The sequence below is a fragment of the Allobosea sp. P4_H5 genome (genome assembly GCF_056400825.1).
Window position 1 is genome coordinate 208,020 of sequence record NZ_JBFUKM010000008.1, and the last position, 21,730, is coordinate 229,749.

The window sequence follows — 21,730 nt, forward strand, 5'->3', positions numbered from 1 at the left end:
CGCTGCTACGCCGATGGGATGAGTGCAGCCGCCGATCCCGACGACAGCAGCAGTGGACGTTCCGGGCTGCGCGACCGGCTCCGGCAGCTCTATCACGGCCGCACCCCGACGGCGCTGCGGTTCCAGTTCGCGACGCTGATCGTCGATATCCTGATCATCGGCTTCTTCGTCGCGACGCCGATGCTGCGCGACCGGCCGGAATTCCTCTGGCTCGACTATGCCGTCGCGATCATTGTCGCCGCCGAGATCGCAGCGCGCTTCCTTGCTTCCTCCAACATGCTGCGGCTGCTGCGTCAGCCCACGATGCTGCTCGACCTCTTCATCCTGGCGACGTTGCTGGCGCCGCAATGGCTGGAGAATTTCGGCTTCCTGCGCATCCTGCGGCTCTGGTCGCTGTCGCAGCGCGGCCTGATCTGGGCGCAATTGCGCGAGACGCGCTACCGCGACTGGGAGGACGTGGCACGGGCCCTGGTCAATCTCGCGACCTTCCTCTTCGTCGTCAGCGGCTTCGTCTACACCTTCTTCTTCATGAGCCGACCGGGCCTGGAAGGCTATGTCGAGGCGCTTTATTTCACCGTCGCGACGGTGACGACGACCGGCTTCGGCGACATCACCCTGCCGGGCATCGCCGGCAAGCTGACCTCGATCGTGGTGATGATCACAGGCATCTCGCTGTTCGTCCGGCTGGCGCAAGCGGTGTTCCGGCCGCACAAGGTGACCTTCCCCTGTCCGGAATGCGCACTGCAGCGGCACGACCCCGACGCCGTGCACTGCAAGGCCTGCGGCCACCGGCTGAAGATTCCGGACGACGACGAGTGATCGGCAGGCCCTGGTCAGCAGCTTCGGTGCTGACAGGAGCGAACCACCCCGATGCGTAGAGGGGGGCGTCCGGCCGTCCGGTCGAACTGAGAGCATTTGGAGCAGCGATGGCGCCGGTTGTGGTCGACCCTGACAAGGTCCGGGAATTCGAGGATGCCGCGAGCTTTTACAACTGGCTCGGCGAGCACCACGACCGTGCGGACGAAGTCTGGATCAAGATCCACAAGCTCTCATCCGGCCTGCCGTCGATCACGCCGAAGGAAGCGATCGACGTCGTGCTGTGCTGGGGCTGGATCGATGGCGTCAAGAAGAGCCTCGACGAGCGCAGCTATCTGCAACGCTACACGCCGAGGACCGCCAAGAGCATCTGGAGCCAGATCAATGTCGACAATGTCGCCCGCCTGATCACGGAGGGGCGCATGACCAGTCATGGTCAGGCGCAGGTCCATGCGGCCAAGGCCGATGGCCGCTGGGCCCGCGCTTACGGCGCGGGCCGAAACCTGAAGATCCCCGACGACCTCCAGGCCGCGATCGACGCAGAGCCGCAGGCCAAGGAGATGCTGTCGAAGCTGAGCGCGCAGAACCGCTTCGCGCTGGCGTTCCGCGTCCATAATCTCAAGACGGAAGCCGGGCGGCGCAAGAAGATCGCGGCCTTCGTCGAGATGCTCAAGCGCGGCGAGACGATCTACCCGCAGCGCTAGAAGGGCCAAATAGCGAGCGCGGCTAGTGCCGCGTCTCCGTCTCGCGTTCCGCTTCCTGCACCGGCTCGCCGAGGGTGATCGCGCTCTTCTGCGGCATGCCGATCATCCGGCCGACCGTGGCCGGGCGCGGCATCTGCGCGTGCGCCGCCTTCATGATCGCAAGATTGGCGAGGATGTCGGGCGGGAAGGGTGTCACCCTGCGATCGGTCATGTCGACATGCAGGGAGAGATTCTCGGAGGTCGCAGCGAGCCAGCCTTCGCTGGCATGGCGCATTTCGAGATAATAATGCAGCCGCTTGTCGTCGAAGGCGATGAGTTGCGCGGTGACGCGCACGAGATCGCCTTCCGTCAGCTCGCGCTTGTAGAGCACGTGGCATTCGGCAGCGAAGAACGAAGCGTGCCGGCTCTCGACATAGTGCTGGTTAAGGCCGACCAGCGAGAAGACCTCATCGACCGCGCGGTCGAACAGGACATGATAGTAGGCCATGTTGAGATGGCCGTTATAGTCGATCCAATGCGGCTCGACCCGCATAGGGGACGAGACGAAGGGAGCGAAAAACAAAGCGGGCGTGCGAATATCGTCCGGCATCGGCTCCTCCTTTCGGTCCGTCTCTCGTCGATGCGTAGGCGGCTCTGCACCGCCGGCTCTTGCCGGCGCGGTCGCGGCGCGTGAAAACAACACGAGCCGCTGCTCTCAAGGCCGAACCATTCCAGACTAGGCGAAGTTCTCCAGCCATGACAATGCCTTCTACCGCTTCTGTGTCCCCCCATGCTCCTGCTGCAGAGCTGCCGCCATCGCCGCAGGCCGTCGCCGCGCTGACGCAGGCGCTGGCGGCACTGTTCGGCAATCGGCTCGTCACCAGCCTCGCGGTCCGGCAGCAGCACGGCCATACCCTGACCTGGATCCCGAACCAGCCGCCGGATGCGGTGGTCTATCCTGAGAGCACCGAAGAGGTGGCCTCCATCGTGAAACTCTGCGCCCAGCATGGGGTTCCGGTGATCGCCTTCGGCACCGGCACCTCGCTGGAGGGGCATGTCAACGCGCCTTTCGGCGGCGTCTCAATCGACATGAGCCAGATGAAGCGGGTCGTCGCCGTGCACGCGGAAGACCTCGACTGCACGGTCGAGGCCGGTGTCACCCGCAAGGAGCTGAACGAGCACCTGCGCGATCAGGGCCTGTTCTTCCCGATCGATCCGGGCGCCGACGCCTCGATCGGCGGCATGGCGGCGACGCGCGCCTCCGGCACCAATGCGGTGCGCTACGGCACGATGAAGGACAATGTCATCGCGCTGACCGCGGTGATGGCCGACGGCTCGATCGTCAAGACCGCGAGCCGCGCGCGCAAATCCTCGGCCGGCTACGATCTCACCCGCTTGCTGGTCGGCTCGGAAGGCACGCTCGGCATCATCACCGAGGTGACGCTGAAGCTGCACGGCATTCCAGAGGCGATGTCGGCGGGCGTCTGCTCGTTCCCCTCGGTGAAGGCAGCGTGCGACGCGACGATCATGACGATCCAGTCCGGCCTGCCGGTGGCGCGGATCGAGCTGGTCGACGACGTGATGATGCGCGGCGTCAACCTGCATTCCAAGCTCGGCCTGCCGGAGACGACGATGCTGTTCGTCGAGTTCCATGGCTCCGAGGAGGGCGTGAAGGAGCAGGCTGAGCGCTTCGGCGAGATCGCGGCCGAATTCGGCGGCGGAGCGTTCGACTGGGCGACCAGGCCGGAGGATCGCACGAAGCTGTGGCAGGCGCGGCATGACGCCTATTGGGCGGCGCGCGCTTTGCGGCCCGGCGCGGAATCGGTCGCGACCGATGTCTGCGTGCCGATCTCGCGGCTGGCCGAATGCGTCGACGAGACCAAGCGCGACATCGAGGCGTCGGGCCTGATCGCGCCGATCGTGGGACATGTCGGCGACGGCAATTTCCATACGCAGCCGCTGGTCGATCTCGCCGATCCCGACGAGGTCGCGCGCTGCGAGGCCTTCATCGACCGGCTGGTCAAGCGGGCGCTTGCCATGGAGGGTACCTGCACCGGCGAGCACGGTGTCGGACAGAAGAAGATGAAGTACCTCACGATCGAGCACAGCCCGGCCGCACTCGCCGTGATGCGCCTGATCAAGCGCTCGCTCGACCCGCAGAACATCCTCAATCCCGGCAAGATCATCGCCTTGTGACATTCCGTTCGGGGATCATTCGCAAGAATGTCGTGATCCTGCCGCGACTTGCGTGCATGATCGCGCCCGTCGACATATCGAGGATTGATGCAAGAGCGTGCGTGAGGCCCTGACCTTACTGGCCGGGCTGCTCGTCGCGGCGTTGCTGGCCGCGCTGCTGGGGCCGGGCTTCGTCGACTGGCGCGAGTACAGGCCCCATTTCGAGCGGCGCATCAGCGCTGCGCTCGGCGTGGAGACGCGCGTCGCCGGCGAGATCGGGCTGCGGCTCCTGCCATCGCCGCGGCTGGTGCTGGGCCAGGTGCGTCTCGGCTCCAGCGGCAACGCGGCAAGCGCGGCGACCATCGAGACATTGACGGCCGAGCTCGCCCTGGCGCCGCTGGCACGCGGCGAGTTCAGGCTGGTCGAAGCCGAGGCGGATGGGCTGACGCTCAATCTCGTTGCAGACGAGACCGGCGCCATCGCCCTGCCGGCCCGCGAGGGGACGGGCCTTCCGAGCGAGACGGCCATCGATCGCCTGGCGATCCGCCGCTCGGCCGTGATCTGGCGCGAGCCCGGCAAGGCGGCGCAGACGCTGGCGCCGATCTCCGTCGACGTCTCGGCCGTTGCCCTGCACGGACCCTGGCGTGTCGAGGGCGAGATCGCCGGCTCGTCCTTGCGCTTCGCCACCGGTGCGATCGAAGCCGATGGGCGGCTGCGGACTAAGGCCTCGGTCACCGGCGAGCAGACGCAATTCGGCTTCGACGGTTCGCTGATCCTGGCTGGTGCAGAGCGGAGTGTTCGGCCCGGGCTGGAGGGCAGCTTCACGATCGCGCCCGGCGGCGCGGTCAGTCTCGCCGGACGGGTGAGCGGCGACAGCCGGCGCCTCGACTTCTCGGGCCTCGCCATCGAGATCGCCGGCGGAGCCGCGCGGTTGGAAGGCGAGGGCTCGTTCAATCCGGCGGACAGCAAGGGCAGCCTCCAGCTCAAGGCGCGCCGGCTCGATGCCGATGTGCTGCAGGAGGCGCTGGCCCAGCGGCCGGGCTACCAGCGCGCCTTGCAGGCATTGCTGGGACCGGTCGAGCTTTCGCTGGATCTCGACCAGATCGTCTGGCGCGGCGAGGACTTCAGCGGCTTTGCCCTGCGCGGCAAGCTCGATGGCGATGGGCTCGATGCAGGCAGCGCCACGGTCAGGATCGCCAATGCCGTCATCGAGGCGCGCGGCGCGCTCGACGGCCAGGGCTTTCGCGGCACTGTCGAGGCGAAAGCGCCCGATGCGCGCCGGGCGGCGCTGGCGCTGGCGCGGCTCGGCGTCGAGGCAGGGTTGGCCGACAGCTTCGCGGCGTTGCGCAGTTTCGACGGCGTGGCCACGCTGGACTGGAGCAGCGAGCGTCTTGGGATCACTCGCATGACCGCACGGGCTGGCTCTGGCCCGCGGCTCGAAGGCTCCGGCGCGATCACGCCCAGCCGGCTCGATGCCAAGCTGACCCTGAACGGGCTCGACCTCTCGACGTTGCCGCCGGGCGACAGCTTCAATGCGCTCGCCGGCAGACGGGATCTCGGGCTCGATCTCACTCTGAACGGGTTGCGCTATCTTGCGACGCCGCCGGGCTCGGCCCGGCTCGCGCTGACCCGGCAAGGCAGCGACTGGCGCCTCAGCCGTTTGGCGGTCGATGGCTTCGGTGGCGTCAAGGTCGAGGGCGAGGGGGCGCTGCTGCCGGGCGGTGGCGAGATCGCCGGGCGGGTGCGTGCGCCGCGCTTCGCCGCGCTGACGGCGTTGGCCGGGCCCCTGCTGCCGGAGGGCTTTCGGCGCGTGCTGCCGCGGATCGAGGACGGGCTCGCCGGGATCGATGCCGGTTTCAAGCTGGCGCGCGCGCCGAATGGCGAGACCAGCGTCGTGGCGGAAGGCTCGGCCCAGGCCGGGCGGCTTTCGCTCAACGGCAAGATCGACTCTGCCGGCCAGTGGAGCGGCGGCGATGTGAAGCTCTCGCTCGACGACCGGCGCCGCGCCTTCGCCGCCTTCGGCTTGCCGCGCCCGGCCAGAGGCGGCTCGGGCGAACTCTCGCTCGGCTTCGGGCCGAATGGACCGGTCGGCTCGCTCGCCGGACCCGGGTTGATGCTCGTTCTGGAAGGCGCGGGAAGCGCAGCCAGGCTCAGCCTGCAGGCAGACGGACCGGATCAGGTCCTGCCGGACGGGCTGGCGCGGCTGGTTCCGGATGGCGTCCTCGATGCCTCCGGGCGCGTCACCTTCGGCGATGAGGCGCGGCTCGACGATCTCGTTGTCAATGCCGGCGGCAAGGCGGCACGCGGTGCGCTGAACTTTTCGGCCGAACGCGGGATCGGCGGGCAGCTCGATCTGCCCTATGTCGCATTGCAGCCCGCGCTGACGGCGGTGCTCGGCCAGTCGCAGCCGGTCGCGGGCAGCCAGTGGTCGCCGAGCCGCTTCCAGGGCGCGACAGGGCTCGGCGAGATCAGGCTGGCTCTTTCCGCCGAGCGGTTCGACCTGACCGACCGCATTGCCCTGACCAAGGCGCGGCTCGACCTGGCGGCGGGGCCGGACGGGCTCGTCCTCGACAATCTGCGCGGCAACCATGCCGGCGGCGAGGTCAGCGGGCGGCTCACGGCGCGCCGGGAGGGCGGGTTGGCGCAGATCACCGGCAGGCTCGGCCTCGCTGGGCTCGACCTGGCCTTGCTGACCAAGGGGGCGCTGACCGGCAAGCTGTCGGGGAGCTTCGAGGCCGGCGGCTCGGGCGAGAGTCCGGCGCGCCTGATCGCGGCGCTCGGCGGCGCCGGCTCGATCAGCGTTGCGGGCGCTGGCATGACGCGCTTTGACCCCGCTGCCATTTCGAAGGTGATCGGTGCGACGGGCGATGACGCGTCCGAAAGCGAGACCGGACGCCTGCAGGACCGGATCGGCGAAGCGCTGGAGAAGGCGAGCTGGCCGCTCGGCGACGTCACCATCCCCTTCACCCAGGCGGCCGGCGTGCTGCGGGTCTCGCCGGTCTCGATCGAGCGTGCAGGCCTGCGGGCCGACGCGACGGGGCTGGTCGACTGGCGGGCGATGACGACGGACCTGCGGCTCAACCTGCGCCCGCTCGGGGCGGCGCCGAAGGGCTGGCCGGAGCAATTGCCGCAAGTCGGCGTCGCCTGGCGCGGGCCGCTCGACGCGCCGCGACGCGAGACCGATGTCGGAGCGCTCTCCAATGTCGTGGCGGCGCGGGCGCTGGCGCGCGAGATCGAGCGGGTCGAGGCCTTCGAGGCGGATCAGCGCGAGCGGGCGATGCACATCCGCCGTCTCCGAGCCGAGCGTGAGCTCCGCGAGAACGAGCGCAAGCTCGCCGAATTCCTGAAGGCCGAGGAGGAGCGCCGCATCGCCGAGGAGAAGCGGGCGGAGGAGGCGCGCAAGGTTGAGGAGGCCAGGCTGGCCGAAGAGGCTCGCAAGGCAGAAGCAGCACGAAAGGCGGAGGAGGCGAGACTCGCCGAGGACGCCCGCAAGGCCGAGATCGCGCGGCGCGCCGAGGAGGCGAGGCAGGCCGAAGAGGCTCGCCGCGCGGAGATCGCCCGCAGGCTGGAAGAGGCACGCATCGCCGAGGAGGCACGCAAGGCGGAGATTGTGAAACGCCAGGAGGATCTGCGCAAGGCCGAGGACGAGCGGCGCAAGGCCGAAGCCGACGAGCGGGCACGACAAGCCGCGATCCGGGCTGCGATCGAAGGACGACCGGGACCGATGATCCTGCAGGGCGCGCCGCCCTCCTACATTCCGGGTGATCCGCCGGGCTATGGCAGGTCGCGTGGCGACGCGCCGCCATTGCCGCCGCCGCTCGACATCCAGTCGGTGCCGCGGCCGCTGTCACGCTCGCCGCTGCAGAACTGATTCAAGGCGCTGGGAAATTGATTCAAGCGTGTGCTGAGTAGATTCAGCGCTTGCTCGCAAGCTGCTGATCGATCTGGTTTTTTACCCCTTGTCGATCAACCGCCGTGCAGCAACTTGAAGGCAATCGCCCACATGGTGGTGGCGACGATGCCGTCGAGGATGCGCCAGGACCTCGGATCGGCGAAGAGCGGGCGTAGCCAGCGGGCGCCATAGCCGAGGCCGAAGAAGAAGAGGAACGAGGCGGTCATCGCCCCCGCAGCGAAGACAAGTTCCTGCCCCGGGAACTGGCTGGCGATGCTGCCGATCAGCAGTACGGTGTCGAGATAGACATGCGGGTTGAGCCAGGTCAGCGCGGCGCAGGTGACGAGGCTGGCGGATAGCGTTGCTCCTCCGGCGGAGCCGACCGCGAGCGCCTCGGACGAGCGCAGGGCCGAGAGCAGGCTGCGCGCGCCGTACCAGAACAGGAAGGCGGCGCCGCCATAGCGCAGCGCCGGTTCGAGCATGGGCAGCATCGCCGTTGCCTGCTTCAGCCCGACGACGCCGGCGAGGATCAGGACTGCGTCCGACAGTGCGCAGGTGAGGCAGACCGCGAAGACATGCTCGTTCCGCAGGCCCTGCCGCAGCACGAAGCTGTTCTGGGCGCCGATCGCAACGATCAGGCTGAGGCCCATGGTGAAGCCGGTGACGTAGACGGAGAAGGGCATGAGTGGCGGTCCTGTTGCTGCCGTTCCGCCTAGCTGCCCAAGCCGCCTTAGTGTAGTTAAACATCGTTATGCTGATTAAGCTGAGCTAATGCGATGCTCGACTATCCTGCCCTTCAGGCCGTCTCCCTCGTTGTCAGGACCGGCAGCTTCGACAAGGCGGCGCAGGCCCTGAACGTCACGCCTTCGGCAGTCTCGCAGCGGGTCAAGCAGCTCGAGGAGCGGCTTGGCACTGTCCTCATCATCAGGGGGCAGCCCTGCGCAGCGACCGAGCGGGGCGAATGGCTCTGCCGCCATATGGAGCAGGTCGGCCTGCTCGAAGGCGAGCTGATGACGCGGCTGCCGGCGCTGGCCGAGCCGGATCAGCCGCAGCAGCGCGTCACACTACGGGTCGCCGCCAATGCCGACAGCCTCGGAACCTGGTTTCTGGGTGCGGTCGCCGCGTTCACGAACCGGAGCCCGCATCTGCTCGACATTGCCGTCGACGATCAGGAGCACACCGCCGAATGGCTGCGGCAGGGGCGGGTGCTCGCCGCCGTCACGGCGCTGGACAAGCCGATCCAGGGCTGCCGCGTCATCCCGCTCGGCTCGCTGCGCTATCTCGCGACGGCGAGCCCGGACTTCATGGTACGTCATTTCACCGACGGCGTGACGCTATCCGCGCTGGCGCAGGCGCCGTCGCTGGTCTTCAACCAGAAGGACCGACTGCAGAGCCAGTGGATGGAGCTCGCCTTCGGCGAAAGCCCCGGCCATCCGGTGCATTGGGTGCCGTCGACACATGGCTTCGTCGAGGCGTGCCTGCTCAGCATCGGCTGGAGTGCCAATCCCGAATTGCTGGTGCGGGAGCATCTCGATGCCGGTCGGCTCTGCGAACTCATGCCCGGCACGGTGCTGGACACGCCGCTGTTCTGGCAGGTCAACCGGGTTGCGGCAGATCGGCTCGCGGATCTGACGCGCGCCGTGGTCGAGACGGCACGCCGTCTGCTGGTCAGTCCGCGGGAGTGAGCTTCATCGGCTCGGAGCGCCCGCGATAATGCGCCAGCACGCGCAGCCGCAGCGCCGAGGAGAGGTTGAGCTCGCCCCGACCTGAATCGACTTCCATCACCAGGCTGGCGATGGGGCGCTTCTCGGTAGCGGCGATCTCCTTCAACGCCTCCCAGAAGGGCTCTTCGAGCGAGACGCTGGTGCGATGGCCGGCGATGGCGAGGGAGCGCTTGCGCAAGCCGGTCATGGTCTGCCGCTCACGCCTTGTCCTTGCCGTCGGGCTCGTCGGAGAGGCGATGGCCTTCGAGGTGGCGCTCGGCCAGCGTCTTCTCTGCCTCGGTCAATTTGCGCTCGGCCTTGGTCCGGCCGAACGCGATCCGGTTCTGCTCGGCCTTTGCCTCGGCGCTGGCCCGATCGCGGGCCTTGCGGGCGCGGCGGAGGTTGACGACGTCGCCCATCGCGCCTCAGCCGGGGCTCAGCATGTCTTCGGCGACGACGGTCTTGTCGAAGAGCTCGGCGTCGACGCCGGCCTTCAGCGCTTCCTCGCGCAGGGTCGTGCCGTTGTGATGGGCCGCCTTGGCGATGCCGGCGGCCTTGTCGTAGCCGATCGCGGGGGCGAGCGCCGTCACCAGCATCAGCGAGCGCGAGAGCAATTCGGCGAGACGCTCGCGATTGGGTTCGATGCCCTCGACGCAGTTGGTGCGGAAGCTGTCGGCAGCGTCTGCGAGGAGCCGGGCCGATTGCAGGAATGCCTGGGCGATCACCGGCTTGAAGACGTTGAGCTCGAAATGGCCCTGGCTGGCGGCGAAGGTGACGGTCGCTTGATTGCCGTGCACGCGGGTCGCGACCATGGTCAGCGCTTCGGCCTGTGTCGGGTTGACCTTGCCGGGCATGATCGAGGAACCCGGCTCATTCTCCGGCAGGCTGATCTCGCCGAGGCCCGAGCGCGGGCCCGAGCCCATCAGGCGGATGTCGTTGGCGATCTTGAACAGGTCCATGGCGAGCGCGGTCAGCGCGCCATGGCTGTAGGAGATCGCGCCATGGCTGGCGAGCGCCTCGAACAGGTTGTCGGCGGTGCGGAAGGGCAGGCCGGTCAGCCTGGCGACCTCGACCGAGAAGGCCTTGGCGAAGTCGGGATGGGCGTTGAGGCCGGTGCCGACCGCGGTGCCGCCCTGGGCGAGCGCCAGCAGGCCGGGCAGGGTCTGTTCGATGCGGGCGATGCCGAGCTCGATCTGCGCGACATAGCCGGAGAATTCCTGGCCAAGAGTGACGGGGGTCGCGTCCTGGAGATGGGTGCGGCCGATCTTGACGAGATCGGCGAAGGCCTTCGCCTTGGCGTCGAAGGCATCCTTCAGCCGGCCGAGCGCCGGCAGCAGCTCCTTCGAGACCGCGAGCGCTGCGGCGATATGGATCGCCGTCGGGAAGCTGTCGTTCGAGGACTGGCCCTTGTTGACGTGATCGTTGGCGTGGACCGGGCTCTTCTTGCCGAGGCCGGCGCCCAAAATCTCGTTAGCGCGGTTGGCCAGCACCTCGTTGACGTTCATGTTCGACTGGGTGCCGGAGCCGGTCTGCCAGACGACGAGCGGGAAATGCTCGTCGAACTTGCCGGCGAGCGCCTCGTCGGCAGCCTGGACGATCGCGGTCTTGACCTTGGCGTCGAGCAGGCCGAGCTTCGCATTGACCGTGGCGGCGGCCTTCTTGACCATGACCAGCGCATGCACGACCGGCAGCGGCATGCGCTCGGCCGGCCCGCCGATCTTGAAATTCTGCAGCGAGCGTTGCGTCTGCGCCGCCCAATAACGGTCGTTGGCGACGTCGATCGGACCGAAGGAATCGGTCTCGCTGCGGAATCCGGTCATGATGGGAGTCCTTAGGTCTCAGGTCTTCTTGCGGAAGGCGTCGAGGCTGACGACCTGGGCGCCGCCTTCCTCCTCGGCCTTGGCTTCGGCATCCGCTTCGGCTGCTTCCTTCTTCGCGCTTGCTGGCAGCGCCTTCTGCGCCGGCTTGGGCGGAAGGGCGAGGGGCGCGGCCGGTGCGACGCTGGGCTCGGACGCGGCGCCGCGCGGCGCTTTGGCCGGAGCTGCCGGCTCGCCCGCCTGCGCTTCGCTGGCAGCGTCCTGCGTCTCGAATTTCAGTCCGAACTGGACCGACGGATCGAAGAAGGTGGTGATCGCGTCATAGGGGATCAGCAGCCGCTCCGGCACGCCGGAGAAGGAGAGCCCGACCTCGAAGGCGTGGTCGCTGACGTTGAGATCCCAGAACTGGTGCTGGAGCACGATCGTCATCTCGTCCGGATGCTTCTCGCGCAGGCGCTGCGACAGCCGCACACCCGGCGCGGTGGTCCGGAAGGTGATGTAGAAATGATGGTCGCCCGGGAGCCCGTCACGGCCCGCCTCGGCCAGGATCTTGCGGACGACGCCCTTGAGCGCGTCCTGCACCATCAGGTCGTAGCGGAGAATATCCTTGGTCATCGGGTCCGGGTTCCGTTTCCGCTCCTCTAGCGCGCTTTCCGTTCGATCGGAAACGATCGAACGATCAGAATTCGCGCAAAATCATAAAAGCTGAGCATGGTCTCGTCGCAAAAGTGGTCCCCACTTTTGCGGACCATGCTCTAGATCACGCCGCGACCGGTGGGAAGCTCCCCGAAACGAAAAACGTGACCAATTCCATTAGTTTAGAGCGTTTCTCATGCAAAGGAAGGGGCTCTGCTGCTGCTCCGCACGGCTGCTCCAGCCGCATAAAAAAGTGGAGGCTTCTGTTGCCAGGCGCCTCCGAGCCCCGCCTTACGCGGCTAAACGCAAGGGCTTTGGTTTGGGAACCAGCACCGCTTACGCGGCGACAGCAACCCGAGCATTGTTGTCGTTGGCAACTATGCTTTAGGCCCGATAACGGCGGTACCATGCCGAGCAAAAGAACAACCTTTACACCCTCGTCGATCCTATTTCGCCCCCGCCGCAGCCCTGCAACCTTGTGGCTGCAAGTCCCCTGCTGCTCGCGCCGCAGGGCTGTGGTGGAGGCGCCGGGTACCGCCCCCGGGTCCGAAAGGCTTATTCCGAAGTCCGTTTATCGCCATAGCCGACCTTGCGGACGGCAAGGCGAATATAGGCACTGAGCGCGCGCGGGGAAAGAGAGCAGGAGGCTCTCCCGGCTAATTTCTGCGCAACACAGCAAAAGCCGCGGGAAAGGCCCGCGGCTTTCGTGTTGTTTCAGGAGCCAAGCTGGGCTCAGGGCGCTGCGGCGCTGCCGACTACCGAGCCGTCATAGGCATTGAGATCGAGCGTCACCTCGACACCGCCCTGGGCGCGCCCGGCGATCTCCCAACGCCAATCGGAGAGGGCGATCTCCTCGATATGGACCAGACCGTAGCGGAAGGCGATCGAGCGCGCCTGGGACTCCGTGATCTTCAGCGCAGTGGCGGCTGCGGTGTTCTCGGGCTTGCTTTCGGCCCAGGCGGAGGCCGAAGCTTGCCCTGCCAGGCCCACTGCCAGAAGCAGTGCGGCCAGCATGGATAGTCTGCTCATGATACGATCCTCATCAGCCGGGCTTTTGATGCAGCATCGGATCGTTCCGGAAACCGGAAGCCGCTTTCATCCGATGCTCCAAGCGCAGGCCCGAAGCGCCCCTTCTGTTCACAGGGCATTCACATTGGGGCGCCCCTCCGGCATTGCAATATCCGGAGCGATCACGATTTATTTCGATGCCGTGAGACTTGGCCGCGAGGGCTGCGTGAAAAGCGGTTGAGAGCTGCGGCGGGCGGGGAGCGCGCCGGCGCGGATGGCGCTAGTATCTTGCGCTTTTCAGATTCGAATTCGGATTCAATGCACCAGTATCATGCCCTTCTGCAGCGCGTCCTCGACGAAGGCGTCCGCAAGCACGACCGGACCGGCACCGGCACGCTCGCTTTGTTCGGCCACCAGATGCGCTTCGACCTGTCGGAGGGCTTTCCGCTGGTCACGACCAAGAAGCTGCACCGGAAGTCGATCATCCACGAGCTGATCTGGTTCCTGCGCGGCGACACCAATGTCCGCTATCTCAAGGAGAACGGCGTCACCATCTGGGACGAATGGGCCGATGCGAACGGCGATCTCGGCCCGGTCTATGGCAGGCAATGGCGTTCCTGGCCGGCGCCGGACGGCGGCACGATCGACCAGATCGCCTGGCTGGTCGACGAGATCAGGCGCAATCCCGATTCGCGCCGGCTGATCGTCTCGGCCTGGAACCCGGCCGACATCCCGAAGATGGCGCTGGCGCCGTGCCATTGCCTGTTCCAGTTCTTCGTCGTCGACGGGCGTCTGTCCTGCCAGCTCTACCAGCGCTCGGCCGACGTGTTCCTCGGCGTGCCCTTCAACATCGCGAGCTATGCGCTGCTCACCCATATGGTCGCGCAGGTCACGGGCCTTGCCGTCGGCGATTTCGTCCATTCCTTTGGCGACACGCATCTCTACCTCAACCACCTCGACCAGACGCGCGAGCAGCTCTCGCGCGCGCCGCGGGCGCTGCCGACGCTCAGGCTCAACCAAGCGGTGCGCAAGCTCGAGGATTTCCGCTTCGAGGATGTCGTGATCGAGGGCTACGACCCGCATCCGGCGATCAAGGCGCCGATCGCGGTATGACGCTGACGATCCGTCCCGCCCGGCCCGACGAGGCCGGGCTGGTGCTCTCCTTCGTGCGCGAGCTCGCCGAATATGAGAAGCTGCTGCACGAGGTCGAGGCCAGCGAGGCCGATATGGCCGCCGCCCTGTTCGGGCCCGAGCCCAAGGTGTTCTGCGACATCGCCGAATGGGACGGCGCTCCCGCCGGCTTCGCGATCTGGTTCTACACCTATTCGACCTTCACCGGCCGGCACGGCATCTGGCTCGAGGACCTCTATGTCCGACCCGAGCAGCGCGGCCGTGGCATCGGCAAGGCGCTGATGGTGCGCCTCGCCAGGCGCTGCCTCGACGAGGGGCTGTCGCGCTTCGCCTGGTGGGTGCTGAACTGGAACGAGCCCTCGCGGGTGTTCTACCGCTTGATCGGCGCGGTGGCGCAGAGCGAGTGGACGGTGAAGCGGGTCGATGGCGAGGCCTTGCGCAAGCTCGCCGGTGGGGGCTGAGCCAGTGGGCAAACTCCCCGTCGTCCTGATCGCCGCGATCGCCGACAATGGCGTGATCGGCCGCGACAACCAGCTGATCTGGCGGCTGCGGACCGATCTGCGCCGCTTTCGCGAACTGACCATGGGCTGCCCGATCGTCATGGGCCGCAAGACCTTCCTGTCGATTGGCAAGCCCTTGCCGGGGCGCCAGAGCGTGGTCCTGTCGCGCGATCCGCAGTTCGGGCCGGACGGCGTCTACGTCGTGCCGACGCTCGATCAGGCGCTCGAGACGGCGCAGCGGCTTGGGCAGGCGATGGGCGCGCGCGCCGTCATCGTCGCCGGCGGCGGCGAGGTCTATGCGCAGGCGCTGCCCTTTGCGGACAGGCTGGAGCTGACCTTCGTCCATGCCAGCCCGGAGGGCGACGCGGTCTTCCCGTTTTTCGATCGCTCGGCCTTCCGCGAGAGCGCCCGCAGCGAGCATCCGGCAGGCCCGGAGGACGAGTTCTCCTTCGCTTTCGCGACGTTGGATCGGGTCTCTTGAGCCCTCAGGCGAGAGGACTGCGACGAAGGGTCTACGACCAAAGGCGCTTGCGTCGTTGACGAATCCGTGGCCGATGCCCAATTCAACGCGCATTGCGTCTGATGGCGCTGACAGCGTTCTGCCGTTCAGCTATGCACGGTCGAAGCAAAGAATGAGGAACGGCTGAGGCATGCCTTGGAGTAACCAGAGCGGTGGAAGCGGCGGCAGTGGCGGCGGCGGTGGCGGTGGTCCCTGGGGCCAGCGTGGCGGCGGCGGCAATGGCGGCGGTCCCTGGGGCGGCGGCGGTCCTTCCGGCGGCAACACTCCGCCCGATCTCGAGGAGATCATCAGGCGCGGCCAGGATCGGCTGAAGAACTTCATGCCGGGCGGCAATCTCGGCGGGCGCGGGCTCCTGCTCGTCGGCCTCGGCCTTGTGCTGCTCTGGCTCGCCACCGGCGTCTACACGGTGCGGCCCAACGAGGTCGGCCTCAACCTGATCTTCGGCAAATATGTCGGCAAGACCGGGGAGGGCCTGAACTACAACCTGCCTTATCCGATCGGCAGCGTGGTCAAGCCGCAGGTGACCAACGTCATCACCACCGAGGTCGGCTTCCGCACCGTCGAATCGGCGCGCACCTCGCGCCAGACCGACATCGCCGAGGAAAGCCTGATGCTGACCGGCGACGAGAACATCGTCGACATCGACGTGATCGTGCAGTGGCAGATCGATCCGGGCGCGCCCGAGGCCTTCGTCTTCAACATCCAGGATCCGCCGGGCACGGTGAAGGCCGTGGCCGAGAGCGCGATGCGCGAGGTGATCGGCCGGCGCAATATCCAGCCGGTGCTGACCACAGACCGCGCCGCGATCGAGACCGAAGTGCGCCAGCTGATGCAGGACACGCTGAACACCTACCGGGCCGGCGTGCAGATCCGGCTGGTCCAGCTGCAGAAGGTCGACCCGCCGCAGCAGGTCATCGATGCCTTCCGCGACGTCCAGGCGGCGCGTGCCGACCAGGAGCGCCTGCGCAACCAGGCCGAGACCTATGCCAACCAGGTCGTGCCCGAGTCGCGTGGCCGCGCCGCGCAGCTCCTGCAGTCGGCCGAAGCCTTCAAGGACCAGACGGTCAACGAGGCGCTCGGCCAGATCAGCCGCTTCAACTCGGTCTATGAGCAATACAAGAACGCCCCCGCCGTCACGCGTGAGCGTCTCTTCCTCGAAACCATGGAGCGCGTCTTCGGCGGCATGGACAAGGTGATCCTCGACCAGAACGGCACCGGCAACGGCGTCGTGCCCTATCTGCCCCTCGGTGAGATCGGCCAGCATCAGCAGCGCCGGCCGGCTGGCCAGAACCAGGGCCAGGCCCAGCAGGGAGCGACGCGATGAACGGTTTTCTCCGCGTCGCCGTGCTGGCGGTCATCGCCATCGTCGCGGTCGTCTTCTACGCCGCGACCTTCGTCGTCCAGCAGACCCAGTCGGCGATCGTGCTGCGCTTCGGCGCCGTGCGCAGCGTCGTCACCCAGCCGGGGCTCTATTTCAAGCTGCCGGCGCCGTTCGAGCAGGTCACCTATCTCGACAACCGCATCCTCGATCTCGACCTGCCGTCGCAGGAAATCATCGCTTCGGACCAGAAGCGGCTCGTGGTCGACGCCTTCACGCGCTACCGGATCTCCGATCCGCTGCGCTTCTACCAGGCGGTCAACAACATCCCGCGCGCCAATTCGCAGCTCGCCTCGATCGTCAACGGTAACGTCCGCTCGGTCCTGGCCGAGGCGACGTTCACCTCGATGGTGCGCAACGACCGCTCTCGGCTGATGAACCGCATTCGCGACGACGTGAACCGCGAGGCAGGGCGGTTCGGCATGACCGTGGTCGACGTCCGCCTGCGCCGGGTCGACCTGCCGGCTGCCAACTCGCAGGCGGTGTTCCAGCGCATGCAGACCGAGCGCCAGCGCGAGGCGGCGGAAGCGCGCGCGCTGGGCGGCCAGCAGTCGCAGGAAATCCGGGCGCGGGCCGAACGCGACGCGATCATCATCGTCGCCGAGGCGCAGCGGAAATCCGACGAGATCCGCGGCCAGGGCGAGGGCGAGCGCAACCGCATCTTCGCCGAGGGCTTCGGCAAGGATCCGGAGTTCTTCGCCTTCTACCGTTCGATGCAGGCTTACGAAGCGAGCCTGAAGTCCGGCGATACGCGGATGCTGCTGACGCCCGACTCGCCGTTCTTCCGCTTCTTCAACGACCCGTCCGGCAAGCGCGCCGGAGCGGCAACCGATGCAGCCCCGGCGACGCCGGCGGCCCCGAAGCCCTGATCCTAGAGCAGGATGCGAAAAAGTGGAAACCGGTTTTTCGCAGAAATCCTGCTCTAACTCCTTAGAAACGATCACGTTTTATGATGTTGGATCGGTTCGATCCAACATCATCGTGATCTATGACTGAGCGCTGCGCATGACAGATTTCCTCGCGGCGCTCGGCCTGGTCTTCGCCATAGAGGGACTGCTCTTCGCGTCGATACCGGAGATCGCCAAGGAGGCGCTGCGCAGCGCCTCCGAGACTCCGGCGGACCGCATGCGCCTGATCGGCATCGTCTCGGCGATCGTCGGCGTGGGCCTGGTCTGGCTGGCGCGCAGCTGACGGGAACCGGATCGCTCGGCTTGCGCTGCGAGCCGAGCGGAACCCGCTCTGAGGGCCTCAAACGGGAGCCGCTCGGGTTCTGCCGGGGCTCCGAGCCATTTTCCGGCGATCACGGCATTATGACGCAATCTTGCGTCGCCCTTCCGCCGTATTTTGGCGTTCTTAAGTTGCGTTCGGATTCCGGCTGCGCTGCAATGCCGTCAAGGCGACCCCGTCAACCTCGGTCTCTTGGCGCGACATCATCATGATCATGAGGACATCGATGGCATTCACACATTCCCACGCCTACCGCCTGGCGCGTATCGCGACAGTTGCCGGCATGGCGTTCGCGACGGTGCCCGCCTTCGCCCAGGCGACGCCGGCGCCTGGCAACGTCCAGGCCGCGCCGCAGGCCCACGGCACCACCATCTCGCTGGCCGATCTCGCCGAGCGGGTGATGCCGGCCGTGGTCAACATCGCGGCGGTGACGACCAGCGAGACGCGCGGCCGCAACCTGCCGCAGCTGCCGCAGCTCGGCCCCGACACCCCGTTCGGCGACCTGTTCGAGGAATTCTTCAACCGCCGCGGCCGCGGCGGCGAGCAGGGCCAGAACCAGAACCAGCCGCCGCAGCAGCGCCGCTCGCAATCGGCGGGTTCGGGCTTCGTGGTCGACCCGTCCGGCCTCGTCGTTACCAACAACCACGTCATCGGCGATGCCAACGAGATCACCGTGGTGTTCAGCGATGGTCTGCGCCTCAAGGCCGAGGTCATCGGCAAGGATACCAAGGTCGACCTCGCGCTGCTGCGCGTGAAGCACGACAAGCCGCTGCCCTTCGTCAAGTTCGGCGATTCCGACAAGATGCGGATCGGCGACCCGGTGATGGCGATCGGCAACCCGTTCGGCCTCGGCGGCTCGGTCTCGTCGGGCATCGTCTCGGCCCGCAACCGCGACATCAACCAGGGGCCCTACGACACCTATATCCAGACCGACGCGGCCATCAACAAGGGCAATTCCGGCGGCCCGCTGTTCAACATGGCCGGCGAAGTGATCGGCATCAACACCGCGATCCTGTCGCCGACCGGCGGCTCTGTCGGCATCGGCTTTGCCGTGCCGTCCTCGCTGGCGACCAACATCGTCGATCAGCTGCGCGAGTTCGGCGAGACCCGCCGCGGCTGGCTCGGCGTGCGCATCCAGAACGTCGATGACGCCGCCGCCGAAGCGCTCGGCCTCGGCACTGCCCGCGGCGCGCTGATCGCCGGCATCGACGAGAAGGGCCCGGCCAAGCCGGCCGGCCTCGAAGTCGGCGACGTGATCGTCAAGTTCGACGGCAAGGACGTCAAGGATTCGCGCGAGCTGCCGCGTATCGTCGCCAGCACCGCAGTCGGCAAGGACGTGCCTATCCAGGTGATGCGCAAGGGCAAGGAACTGAGCAAGACGGTCAAGCTCGCCCGGCTCGAGGATGGCGAGAAGGTCCAGCAGGCTTCGGCCAACAAGCCGGCGGCCGAGGCCGCCAAGCCGGTGACCGCCTCGGCGCTCGGCCTCGAGTTCTCGGCGCAGAACGATGATCTGCGCAAGCGTTACTCGATCAAGGACGGGCTGAAGGGCGTCGTCATCACCAAGGTCGATGCCAACTCCAACGCCGCGGACAAGCGCATCCTCGTCGGCGAGCTGGTGGTCGAGGTTGGCCAGGAGCCGGTGAATTCGCCGGAGGACGTCACCAAGCGGCTCGACGCCCTCAAGAAGGAGGGCAAGAAGTCGGCCCTGCTGCTGGTCTCGAACGCCCAGGGCGAGGTCCGCTTCGTCGCGGTGACGATGAGCTGATCGCCTCTCAACGATCGATCAAGGAAAGGCGGCCTCCGGGCCGCCTTTTTTGTTGCCGCTGATCGGCGCCATCAGGCTTTTGCATTGGAAGCGGGATCGCATCTTCGGCAGGGTCCGTAGCCGAGATCAGAGAGGCTTCCCATGCGCATGAGCGAGATTCCCTTCGGCACGACCGACTGGTCGACCGTCGAGCCCGAATATTTCGCAGGAGAGCAGGGTCAGGCGACCTGGCGCACGCGCCGCTTCGGGCCGCCGGACAACCCGATCCGCGTCAGGATGGTCGACTACTCGCCCGGCTATATCTCCGACCATTGGTGCGAGAAGGGGCATATCCTGCTCTGCCTGGAGGGCGAGCTGGAGACCACATTGGCGGATGGCCGGGTGATGTGGCTGAGAGCGGGGATGAGCTACCAGGTTGCCGACAAGGCCGAGCCGCATCGCTCGCGCTCGCCGAATGGAGCACGGCTGTTCATCGTGGATTGAGGCTCAGTTCCTGACGATCTCGTCGCCGCGATAGCCCTGGGCGTAGAGCAAAGCGGTGAGGTCGGCATGGTCGAGGCGGGCATCGGCTGCGGCTGCCACCGCCGGCTTGGCGCGATAGGCGACGCCGAGCCCGGCTTCGCCCAGCATGGCGAGATCGTTGGCGCCGTCGCCGACAGCGAGCGTCGCCTCGTCCGGCAGGCCGAAGCGGCTGCGCAACTCGACCAGCGTGTCGAGCTTGGCCTGCTTGCCGAGGATCGGCTCGGCGACGAGCCCCGAGAGCAGGTTGCCCTCGCTGAGCAGGATGTTGGAGCGGTGCTCGTCGAAGCCGATCGTCGCGCTGATCGGGCCGGTGAACACGGTGAAGCCGCCCGACACCAGCGCGGTATAGCCGCCATGGGCGCGCATGGTGCGCACCAGCGCGCTGCCGCCCGGCGTCAGGGTGATGCTTTTGGCGATGATCTCGTCGACGACGTTGAGCGCGATGCCCTTCAGAAGTGCGACGCGCTCGCGCAGCGCCGGCTCGAATTCGAGCTCGCCGCGCATGGCGCGCTCGGTGATGTCGGAGACCTTCTCCTTCAGGCCGACATAGGCGGCGAGCTCGTCGATGCATTCCTGGCCGATCATGGTCGAATCCATGTCGGCGAGGAACAGGCGCTTGCGGCGGGTCGCAGCAGGCTGAACGATGATGTCGACGGGGGCGCCGTCCAGCGCCTCGCGCAATGTCGCTTCGAGCTTGCGCGCATCGCCGGCTTCCGCGAAGAGGTCGGCCGCGATCTCGCCATCGAGGCGCTCGACCTTCGCCGGGGCGGGCGCGGCGGCGCTGAGGCGGGCGAGCAGGCCATCGTCGAGCAGGGCCTGACCATGGGCGGAGACAAGGGTGGCGACGAGCATCATGACGGAGCCGGAGACCAAGTGAAATACAGCGCGGTGCTCATCGCAGGTCCGACCGCGAGCGGCAAGTCGGTGCTGGCGGTCGAGCTGGCCAACCGCTTCGGCGGCGTCGTGGTCAACGCCGACTCGATGCAGGTCTATCGCGACCTCCAGATCATCACGGCACGGCCGACGCCGGAGGAGATGGGCGCGGCGCCGCACCGCCTCTACGGGCATGTCGACGGAGCGGTGAACCATTCGGCAGCGGCCTATGCGGCGGAAGTCACCGCGCTGTTGCAGGAGCTGGCTGAGCAGGGCGCCTTGCCGGTGCTGGTCGGCGGCACCGGGCTCTATTTCAAGGCGCTGACCGAGGGGCTCTCTGATATTCCGCCGGTGCCTGATGAGGTTCGCATCGCGTTCCGGGCCAAGGCCGAACAGTGCGAAACTAGCGAGCTGCACGCCGAGCTCGCCGGTAGGGATCCGGAGATGGCGGCGCGCCTGCGGCCGAGCGACCGCCTGCGGGTGATGCGGGCGCTGGAGGTGATCGAGGCAACCGGGCGTTCGCTGGCGAGCTTCCAGGGTTCGAGGCGGCCGGGGCCGCTGGCGGGTCAGGAGTTGCTGAAGCTTTTCCTCGCGCCGGAACGCGAGCTGGTCCGTGCCAGGATCGACGCCCGCTTCGATGTGATGATGGGCCAAGGCGCGCTCGACGAGGTCGCGGCCCTGCGCGAGCGCCGGCTCGATCCGCTGCTGCCAGTGATGCGCGCCCACGGCGTGCCGGGGCTGATCGCCTATCTCGACGGCAAGCTTTCGCTGGAGGAGGCGGTTGCTCGCGGCAAGGCTGACACTCGCGCCTATGCCAAGCGGCAGGTGACCTGGTTCCGGCACCAGATGGAGGGCTGGACCGCGGCTGCGCCGGAGGCGGCTTTGGATGTGGCGCTCGCGGCCTGCGCGAATGGCGCCTCGATTGCCGGCTCTAATCCCGCTTGACCATGCGGCGCTGCTCGTTTAGCGTCCGGCAACTTTCGTTTCGACAGGGCTGCGACATGCGCAAGCTTATTATCGTAGAGGTGCGCTGGTAGGGGCCGGTTTAACAACCGGGCGTCCCCGACGCCAGCGCACGCCCAGG

The 21,730-nt window shown here is 67.2% G+C and carries 22 protein-coding genes and 1 other RNA gene; 14 read left to right on the forward strand and 9 right to left on the reverse strand.

Annotated elements, in window-relative coordinates:
* The first annotated feature begins 18 nt into the window (after window positions 1-18).
* Both AC1DS0_RS18325 and AC1DS0_RS18330 read left to right on the forward strand, forming a co-directional pair.
* A complete protein-coding gene (locus AC1DS0_RS18325) occupies window positions 19-819 on the forward strand; it encodes a potassium channel family protein (protein ID WP_476815717.1) in 801 nt (266 codons plus the stop codon).
* A 107-nt stretch (window positions 820-926) separates the two neighbouring features.
* Entirely contained in the window at window positions 927-1,520 is a 594-nt protein-coding gene (locus tag AC1DS0_RS18330; RefSeq protein ID WP_476815718.1) for a YdeI/OmpD-associated family protein, read from the forward strand.
* A gap of 22 nt (window positions 1,521-1,542) precedes the next feature.
* Here AC1DS0_RS18330 and AC1DS0_RS18335 read toward each other — a convergent pair whose 3' ends face one another.
* Entirely contained in the window at window positions 1,543-2,109 is a 567-nt protein-coding gene (locus tag AC1DS0_RS18335; protein ID WP_476815719.1) for a thioesterase family protein, read from the reverse strand.
* Window positions 2,110-2,261: 152 nt separating this feature from the next.
* Here AC1DS0_RS18335 and AC1DS0_RS18340 point away from each other — a divergent pair, with 152 nt between their 5' ends.
* Window positions 2,262-3,695 carry an FAD-binding oxidoreductase gene (locus AC1DS0_RS18340; protein WP_476815811.1) on the forward strand — a complete coding sequence of 478 codons (1,434 nt, stop codon included), beginning with the start codon at window positions 2,262-2,264 and terminating at the stop codon, window positions 3,693-3,695.
* 97 nt (window positions 3,696-3,792) lie between these two features.
* Window positions 3,793-7,545 carry an AsmA family protein gene (locus AC1DS0_RS18345; RefSeq protein ID WP_476815720.1) on the forward strand — a complete coding sequence of 1,251 codons (3,753 nt, stop codon included), beginning with the start codon at window positions 3,793-3,795 and terminating at the stop codon, window positions 7,543-7,545.
* Window positions 7,546-7,640: 95 nt separating this feature from the next.
* On the opposite strand, the gene AC1DS0_RS18350 is transcribed toward AC1DS0_RS18345, so the two are convergent.
* Window positions 7,641-8,249, reverse strand: a complete 609-nt coding sequence (locus tag AC1DS0_RS18350) for a LysE/ArgO family amino acid transporter (protein ID WP_476815721.1) — start codon at window positions 8,247-8,249, stop codon at window positions 7,641-7,643.
* 93 nt (window positions 8,250-8,342) lie between these two features.
* Here AC1DS0_RS18350 and AC1DS0_RS18355 point away from each other — a divergent pair, with 93 nt between their 5' ends.
* The gene (locus tag AC1DS0_RS18355; RefSeq protein ID WP_476815722.1) at window positions 8,343-9,251 is read left to right on the forward strand and encodes a LysR family transcriptional regulator ArgP; all 909 of its coding nucleotides are present in this window, start codon (window positions 8,343-8,345) and stop codon (window positions 9,249-9,251) included.
* On the opposite strand, the gene AC1DS0_RS18360 is transcribed toward AC1DS0_RS18355, so the two are convergent.
* The 6 genes from AC1DS0_RS18360 to AC1DS0_RS18385 form a co-directional block, all read right to left on the reverse strand.
* On the reverse strand, window positions 9,235-9,477 hold the full coding sequence (locus AC1DS0_RS18360) for a ribbon-helix-helix domain-containing protein (RefSeq protein WP_476815723.1): 243 nt from the start codon (window positions 9,475-9,477) through the stop codon (window positions 9,235-9,237). The two genes, AC1DS0_RS18355 and AC1DS0_RS18360, sit on opposite strands and share 17 nt — an antisense overlap.
* Window positions 9,478-9,487: 10 nt before the next feature.
* Window positions 9,488-9,688, reverse strand: coding sequence for a DUF4169 family protein (locus AC1DS0_RS18365; RefSeq protein WP_476815724.1), 201 nt, complete (start codon window positions 9,686-9,688; stop codon window positions 9,488-9,490).
* Window positions 9,689-9,694: 6 nt separating this feature from the next.
* Window positions 9,695-11,089 carry a class II fumarate hydratase gene (gene fumC, locus AC1DS0_RS18370; RefSeq protein ID WP_476815725.1) on the reverse strand — a complete coding sequence of 465 codons (1,395 nt, stop codon included), beginning with the start codon at window positions 11,087-11,089 and terminating at the stop codon, window positions 9,695-9,697.
* 18 nt (window positions 11,090-11,107) lie between these two features.
* Window positions 11,108-11,701, reverse strand: a complete 594-nt coding sequence (locus AC1DS0_RS18375) for an SspB family protein (protein WP_476815726.1) — start codon at window positions 11,699-11,701, stop codon at window positions 11,108-11,110.
* Between the two features lie 273 nt (window positions 11,702-11,974).
* Window positions 11,975-12,361, reverse strand: a transfer-messenger RNA (tmRNA) gene (gene ssrA, locus AC1DS0_RS18380).
* A gap of 93 nt (window positions 12,362-12,454) precedes the next feature.
* Window positions 12,455-12,751 carry a hypothetical protein gene (locus AC1DS0_RS18385; RefSeq protein ID WP_476815727.1) on the reverse strand — a complete coding sequence of 99 codons (297 nt, stop codon included), beginning with the start codon at window positions 12,749-12,751 and terminating at the stop codon, window positions 12,455-12,457.
* 297 nt (window positions 12,752-13,048) lie between these two features.
* Here AC1DS0_RS18385 and AC1DS0_RS18390 point away from each other — a divergent pair, with 297 nt between their 5' ends.
* From AC1DS0_RS18390 to AC1DS0_RS18425, 8 genes are all read left to right on the forward strand, one after another.
* Window positions 13,049-13,843, forward strand: a complete 795-nt coding sequence (locus AC1DS0_RS18390; protein ID WP_476815728.1) for a thymidylate synthase — start codon at window positions 13,049-13,051, stop codon at window positions 13,841-13,843.
* Window positions 13,840-14,322, forward strand: coding sequence for an N-acetyltransferase family protein (locus AC1DS0_RS18395; protein ID WP_476815729.1), 483 nt, complete (start codon window positions 13,840-13,842; stop codon window positions 14,320-14,322). The genes AC1DS0_RS18390 and AC1DS0_RS18395 overlap by 4 nt, the downstream gene beginning before the upstream one ends.
* On the forward strand, window positions 14,285-14,842 hold the full coding sequence (locus AC1DS0_RS18400; protein WP_476815730.1) for a dihydrofolate reductase: 558 nt from the start codon (window positions 14,285-14,287) through the stop codon (window positions 14,840-14,842). The genes AC1DS0_RS18395 and AC1DS0_RS18400 overlap by 38 nt, the downstream gene beginning before the upstream one ends.
* Before the next feature lie 169 nt (window positions 14,843-15,011).
* Complete coding sequence (gene hflK / locus AC1DS0_RS18405) at window positions 15,012-16,205, forward strand: FtsH protease activity modulator HflK (protein WP_476815731.1); 1,194 nt, start codon at window positions 15,012-15,014, stop codon at window positions 16,203-16,205.
* Window positions 16,202-17,128 (forward strand): protease modulator HflC, encoded by a 927-nt coding sequence (gene hflC / locus AC1DS0_RS18410; protein WP_476815732.1) that lies wholly within the window; start codon window positions 16,202-16,204, stop codon window positions 17,126-17,128. Before hflK ends, hflC begins: the two co-directional genes overlap by 4 nt.
* A 136-nt stretch (window positions 17,129-17,264) precedes the next feature.
* Complete coding sequence (locus AC1DS0_RS18415; protein ID WP_091840576.1) at window positions 17,265-17,450, forward strand: DUF2065 domain-containing protein; 186 nt, start codon at window positions 17,265-17,267, stop codon at window positions 17,448-17,450.
* A gap of 262 nt (window positions 17,451-17,712) precedes the next feature.
* The gene (locus tag AC1DS0_RS18420; RefSeq protein ID WP_476815733.1) at window positions 17,713-19,251 is read left to right on the forward strand and encodes a Do family serine endopeptidase; all 1,539 of its coding nucleotides are present in this window, start codon (window positions 17,713-17,715) and stop codon (window positions 19,249-19,251) included.
* A 141-nt stretch (window positions 19,252-19,392) separates the two neighbouring features.
* Entirely contained in the window at window positions 19,393-19,734 is a 342-nt protein-coding gene (locus AC1DS0_RS18425) for a DHCW motif cupin fold protein (RefSeq protein ID WP_476815734.1), read from the forward strand.
* Window positions 19,735-19,737: 3 nt separating this feature from the next.
* On the opposite strand, the gene serB is transcribed toward AC1DS0_RS18425, so the two are convergent.
* Window positions 19,738-20,628: a phosphoserine phosphatase SerB gene (serB, locus tag AC1DS0_RS18430; RefSeq protein WP_476815735.1), complete on the reverse strand. Its 891-nt coding sequence runs from the start codon at window positions 20,626-20,628 to the stop codon at window positions 19,738-19,740.
* On the opposite strand from serB, the gene miaA reads away from it, so the two are divergent.
* Window positions 20,596-21,591 (forward strand): tRNA (adenosine(37)-N6)-dimethylallyltransferase MiaA, encoded by a 996-nt coding sequence (gene miaA, locus AC1DS0_RS18435; RefSeq protein ID WP_476815736.1) that lies wholly within the window; start codon window positions 20,596-20,598, stop codon window positions 21,589-21,591. The two genes, serB and miaA, sit on opposite strands and share 33 nt — an antisense overlap.
* Window positions 21,592-21,730 lie beyond the last annotated feature (139 nt).

Coding starts and splice junctions, on each gene's coding strand:
- AC1DS0_RS18325 (WP_476815717.1), top strand. CDS start 19: ATGAGTGCAGCCGCCGATCCCGACGACAGCAGCAGTGGACGTTCCGGG.
- AC1DS0_RS18330 (WP_476815718.1), top strand. CDS start 927: ATGGCGCCGGTTGTGGTCGACCCTGACAAGGTCCGGGAATTCGAGGAT.
- AC1DS0_RS18335 (WP_476815719.1), bottom strand. CDS start 2,109: ATGCCGGACGATATTCGCACGCCCGCTTTGTTTTTCGCTCCCTTCGTC.
- AC1DS0_RS18340 (WP_476815811.1), top strand. CDS start 2,262: ATGCCTTCTACCGCTTCTGTGTCCCCCCATGCTCCTGCTGCAGAGCTG.
- AC1DS0_RS18350 (WP_476815721.1), bottom strand. CDS start 8,249: ATGCCCTTCTCCGTCTACGTCACCGGCTTCACCATGGGCCTCAGCCTG.
- AC1DS0_RS18355 (WP_476815722.1), top strand. CDS start 8,343: ATGCTCGACTATCCTGCCCTTCAGGCCGTCTCCCTCGTTGTCAGGACC.
- AC1DS0_RS18360 (WP_476815723.1), bottom strand. CDS start 9,477: ATGACCGGCTTGCGCAAGCGCTCCCTCGCCATCGCCGGCCATCGCACC.
- AC1DS0_RS18365 (WP_476815724.1), bottom strand. CDS start 9,688: ATGGGCGACGTCGTCAACCTCCGCCGCGCCCGCAAGGCCCGCGATCGG.
- fumC (WP_476815725.1), bottom strand. CDS start 11,089: ATGACCGGATTCCGCAGCGAGACCGATTCCTTCGGTCCGATCGACGTC.
- AC1DS0_RS18375 (WP_476815726.1), bottom strand. CDS start 11,701: ATGACCAAGGATATTCTCCGCTACGACCTGATGGTGCAGGACGCGCTC.
- AC1DS0_RS18385 (WP_476815727.1), bottom strand. CDS start 12,751: ATGAGCAGACTATCCATGCTGGCCGCACTGCTTCTGGCAGTGGGCCTG.
- AC1DS0_RS18390 (WP_476815728.1), top strand. CDS start 13,049: ATGCACCAGTATCATGCCCTTCTGCAGCGCGTCCTCGACGAAGGCGTC.
- AC1DS0_RS18395 (WP_476815729.1), top strand. CDS start 13,840: ATGACGCTGACGATCCGTCCCGCCCGGCCCGACGAGGCCGGGCTGGTG.
- AC1DS0_RS18400 (WP_476815730.1), top strand. CDS start 14,285: ATGGCGAGGCCTTGCGCAAGCTCGCCGGTGGGGGCTGAGCCAGTGGGC.
- hflK (WP_476815731.1), top strand. CDS start 15,012: ATGCCTTGGAGTAACCAGAGCGGTGGAAGCGGCGGCAGTGGCGGCGGC.
- hflC (WP_476815732.1), top strand. CDS start 16,202: ATGAACGGTTTTCTCCGCGTCGCCGTGCTGGCGGTCATCGCCATCGTC.
- AC1DS0_RS18415 (WP_091840576.1), top strand. CDS start 17,265: ATGACAGATTTCCTCGCGGCGCTCGGCCTGGTCTTCGCCATAGAGGGA.
- AC1DS0_RS18420 (WP_476815733.1), top strand. CDS start 17,713: ATGGCATTCACACATTCCCACGCCTACCGCCTGGCGCGTATCGCGACA.
- AC1DS0_RS18425 (WP_476815734.1), top strand. CDS start 19,393: ATGCGCATGAGCGAGATTCCCTTCGGCACGACCGACTGGTCGACCGTC.
- miaA (WP_476815736.1), top strand. CDS start 20,596: ATGGGCGGAGACAAGGGTGGCGACGAGCATCATGACGGAGCCGGAGAC.
- serB (WP_476815735.1), bottom strand. CDS start 20,628: ATGATGCTCGTCGCCACCCTTGTCTCCGCCCATGGTCAGGCCCTGCTC.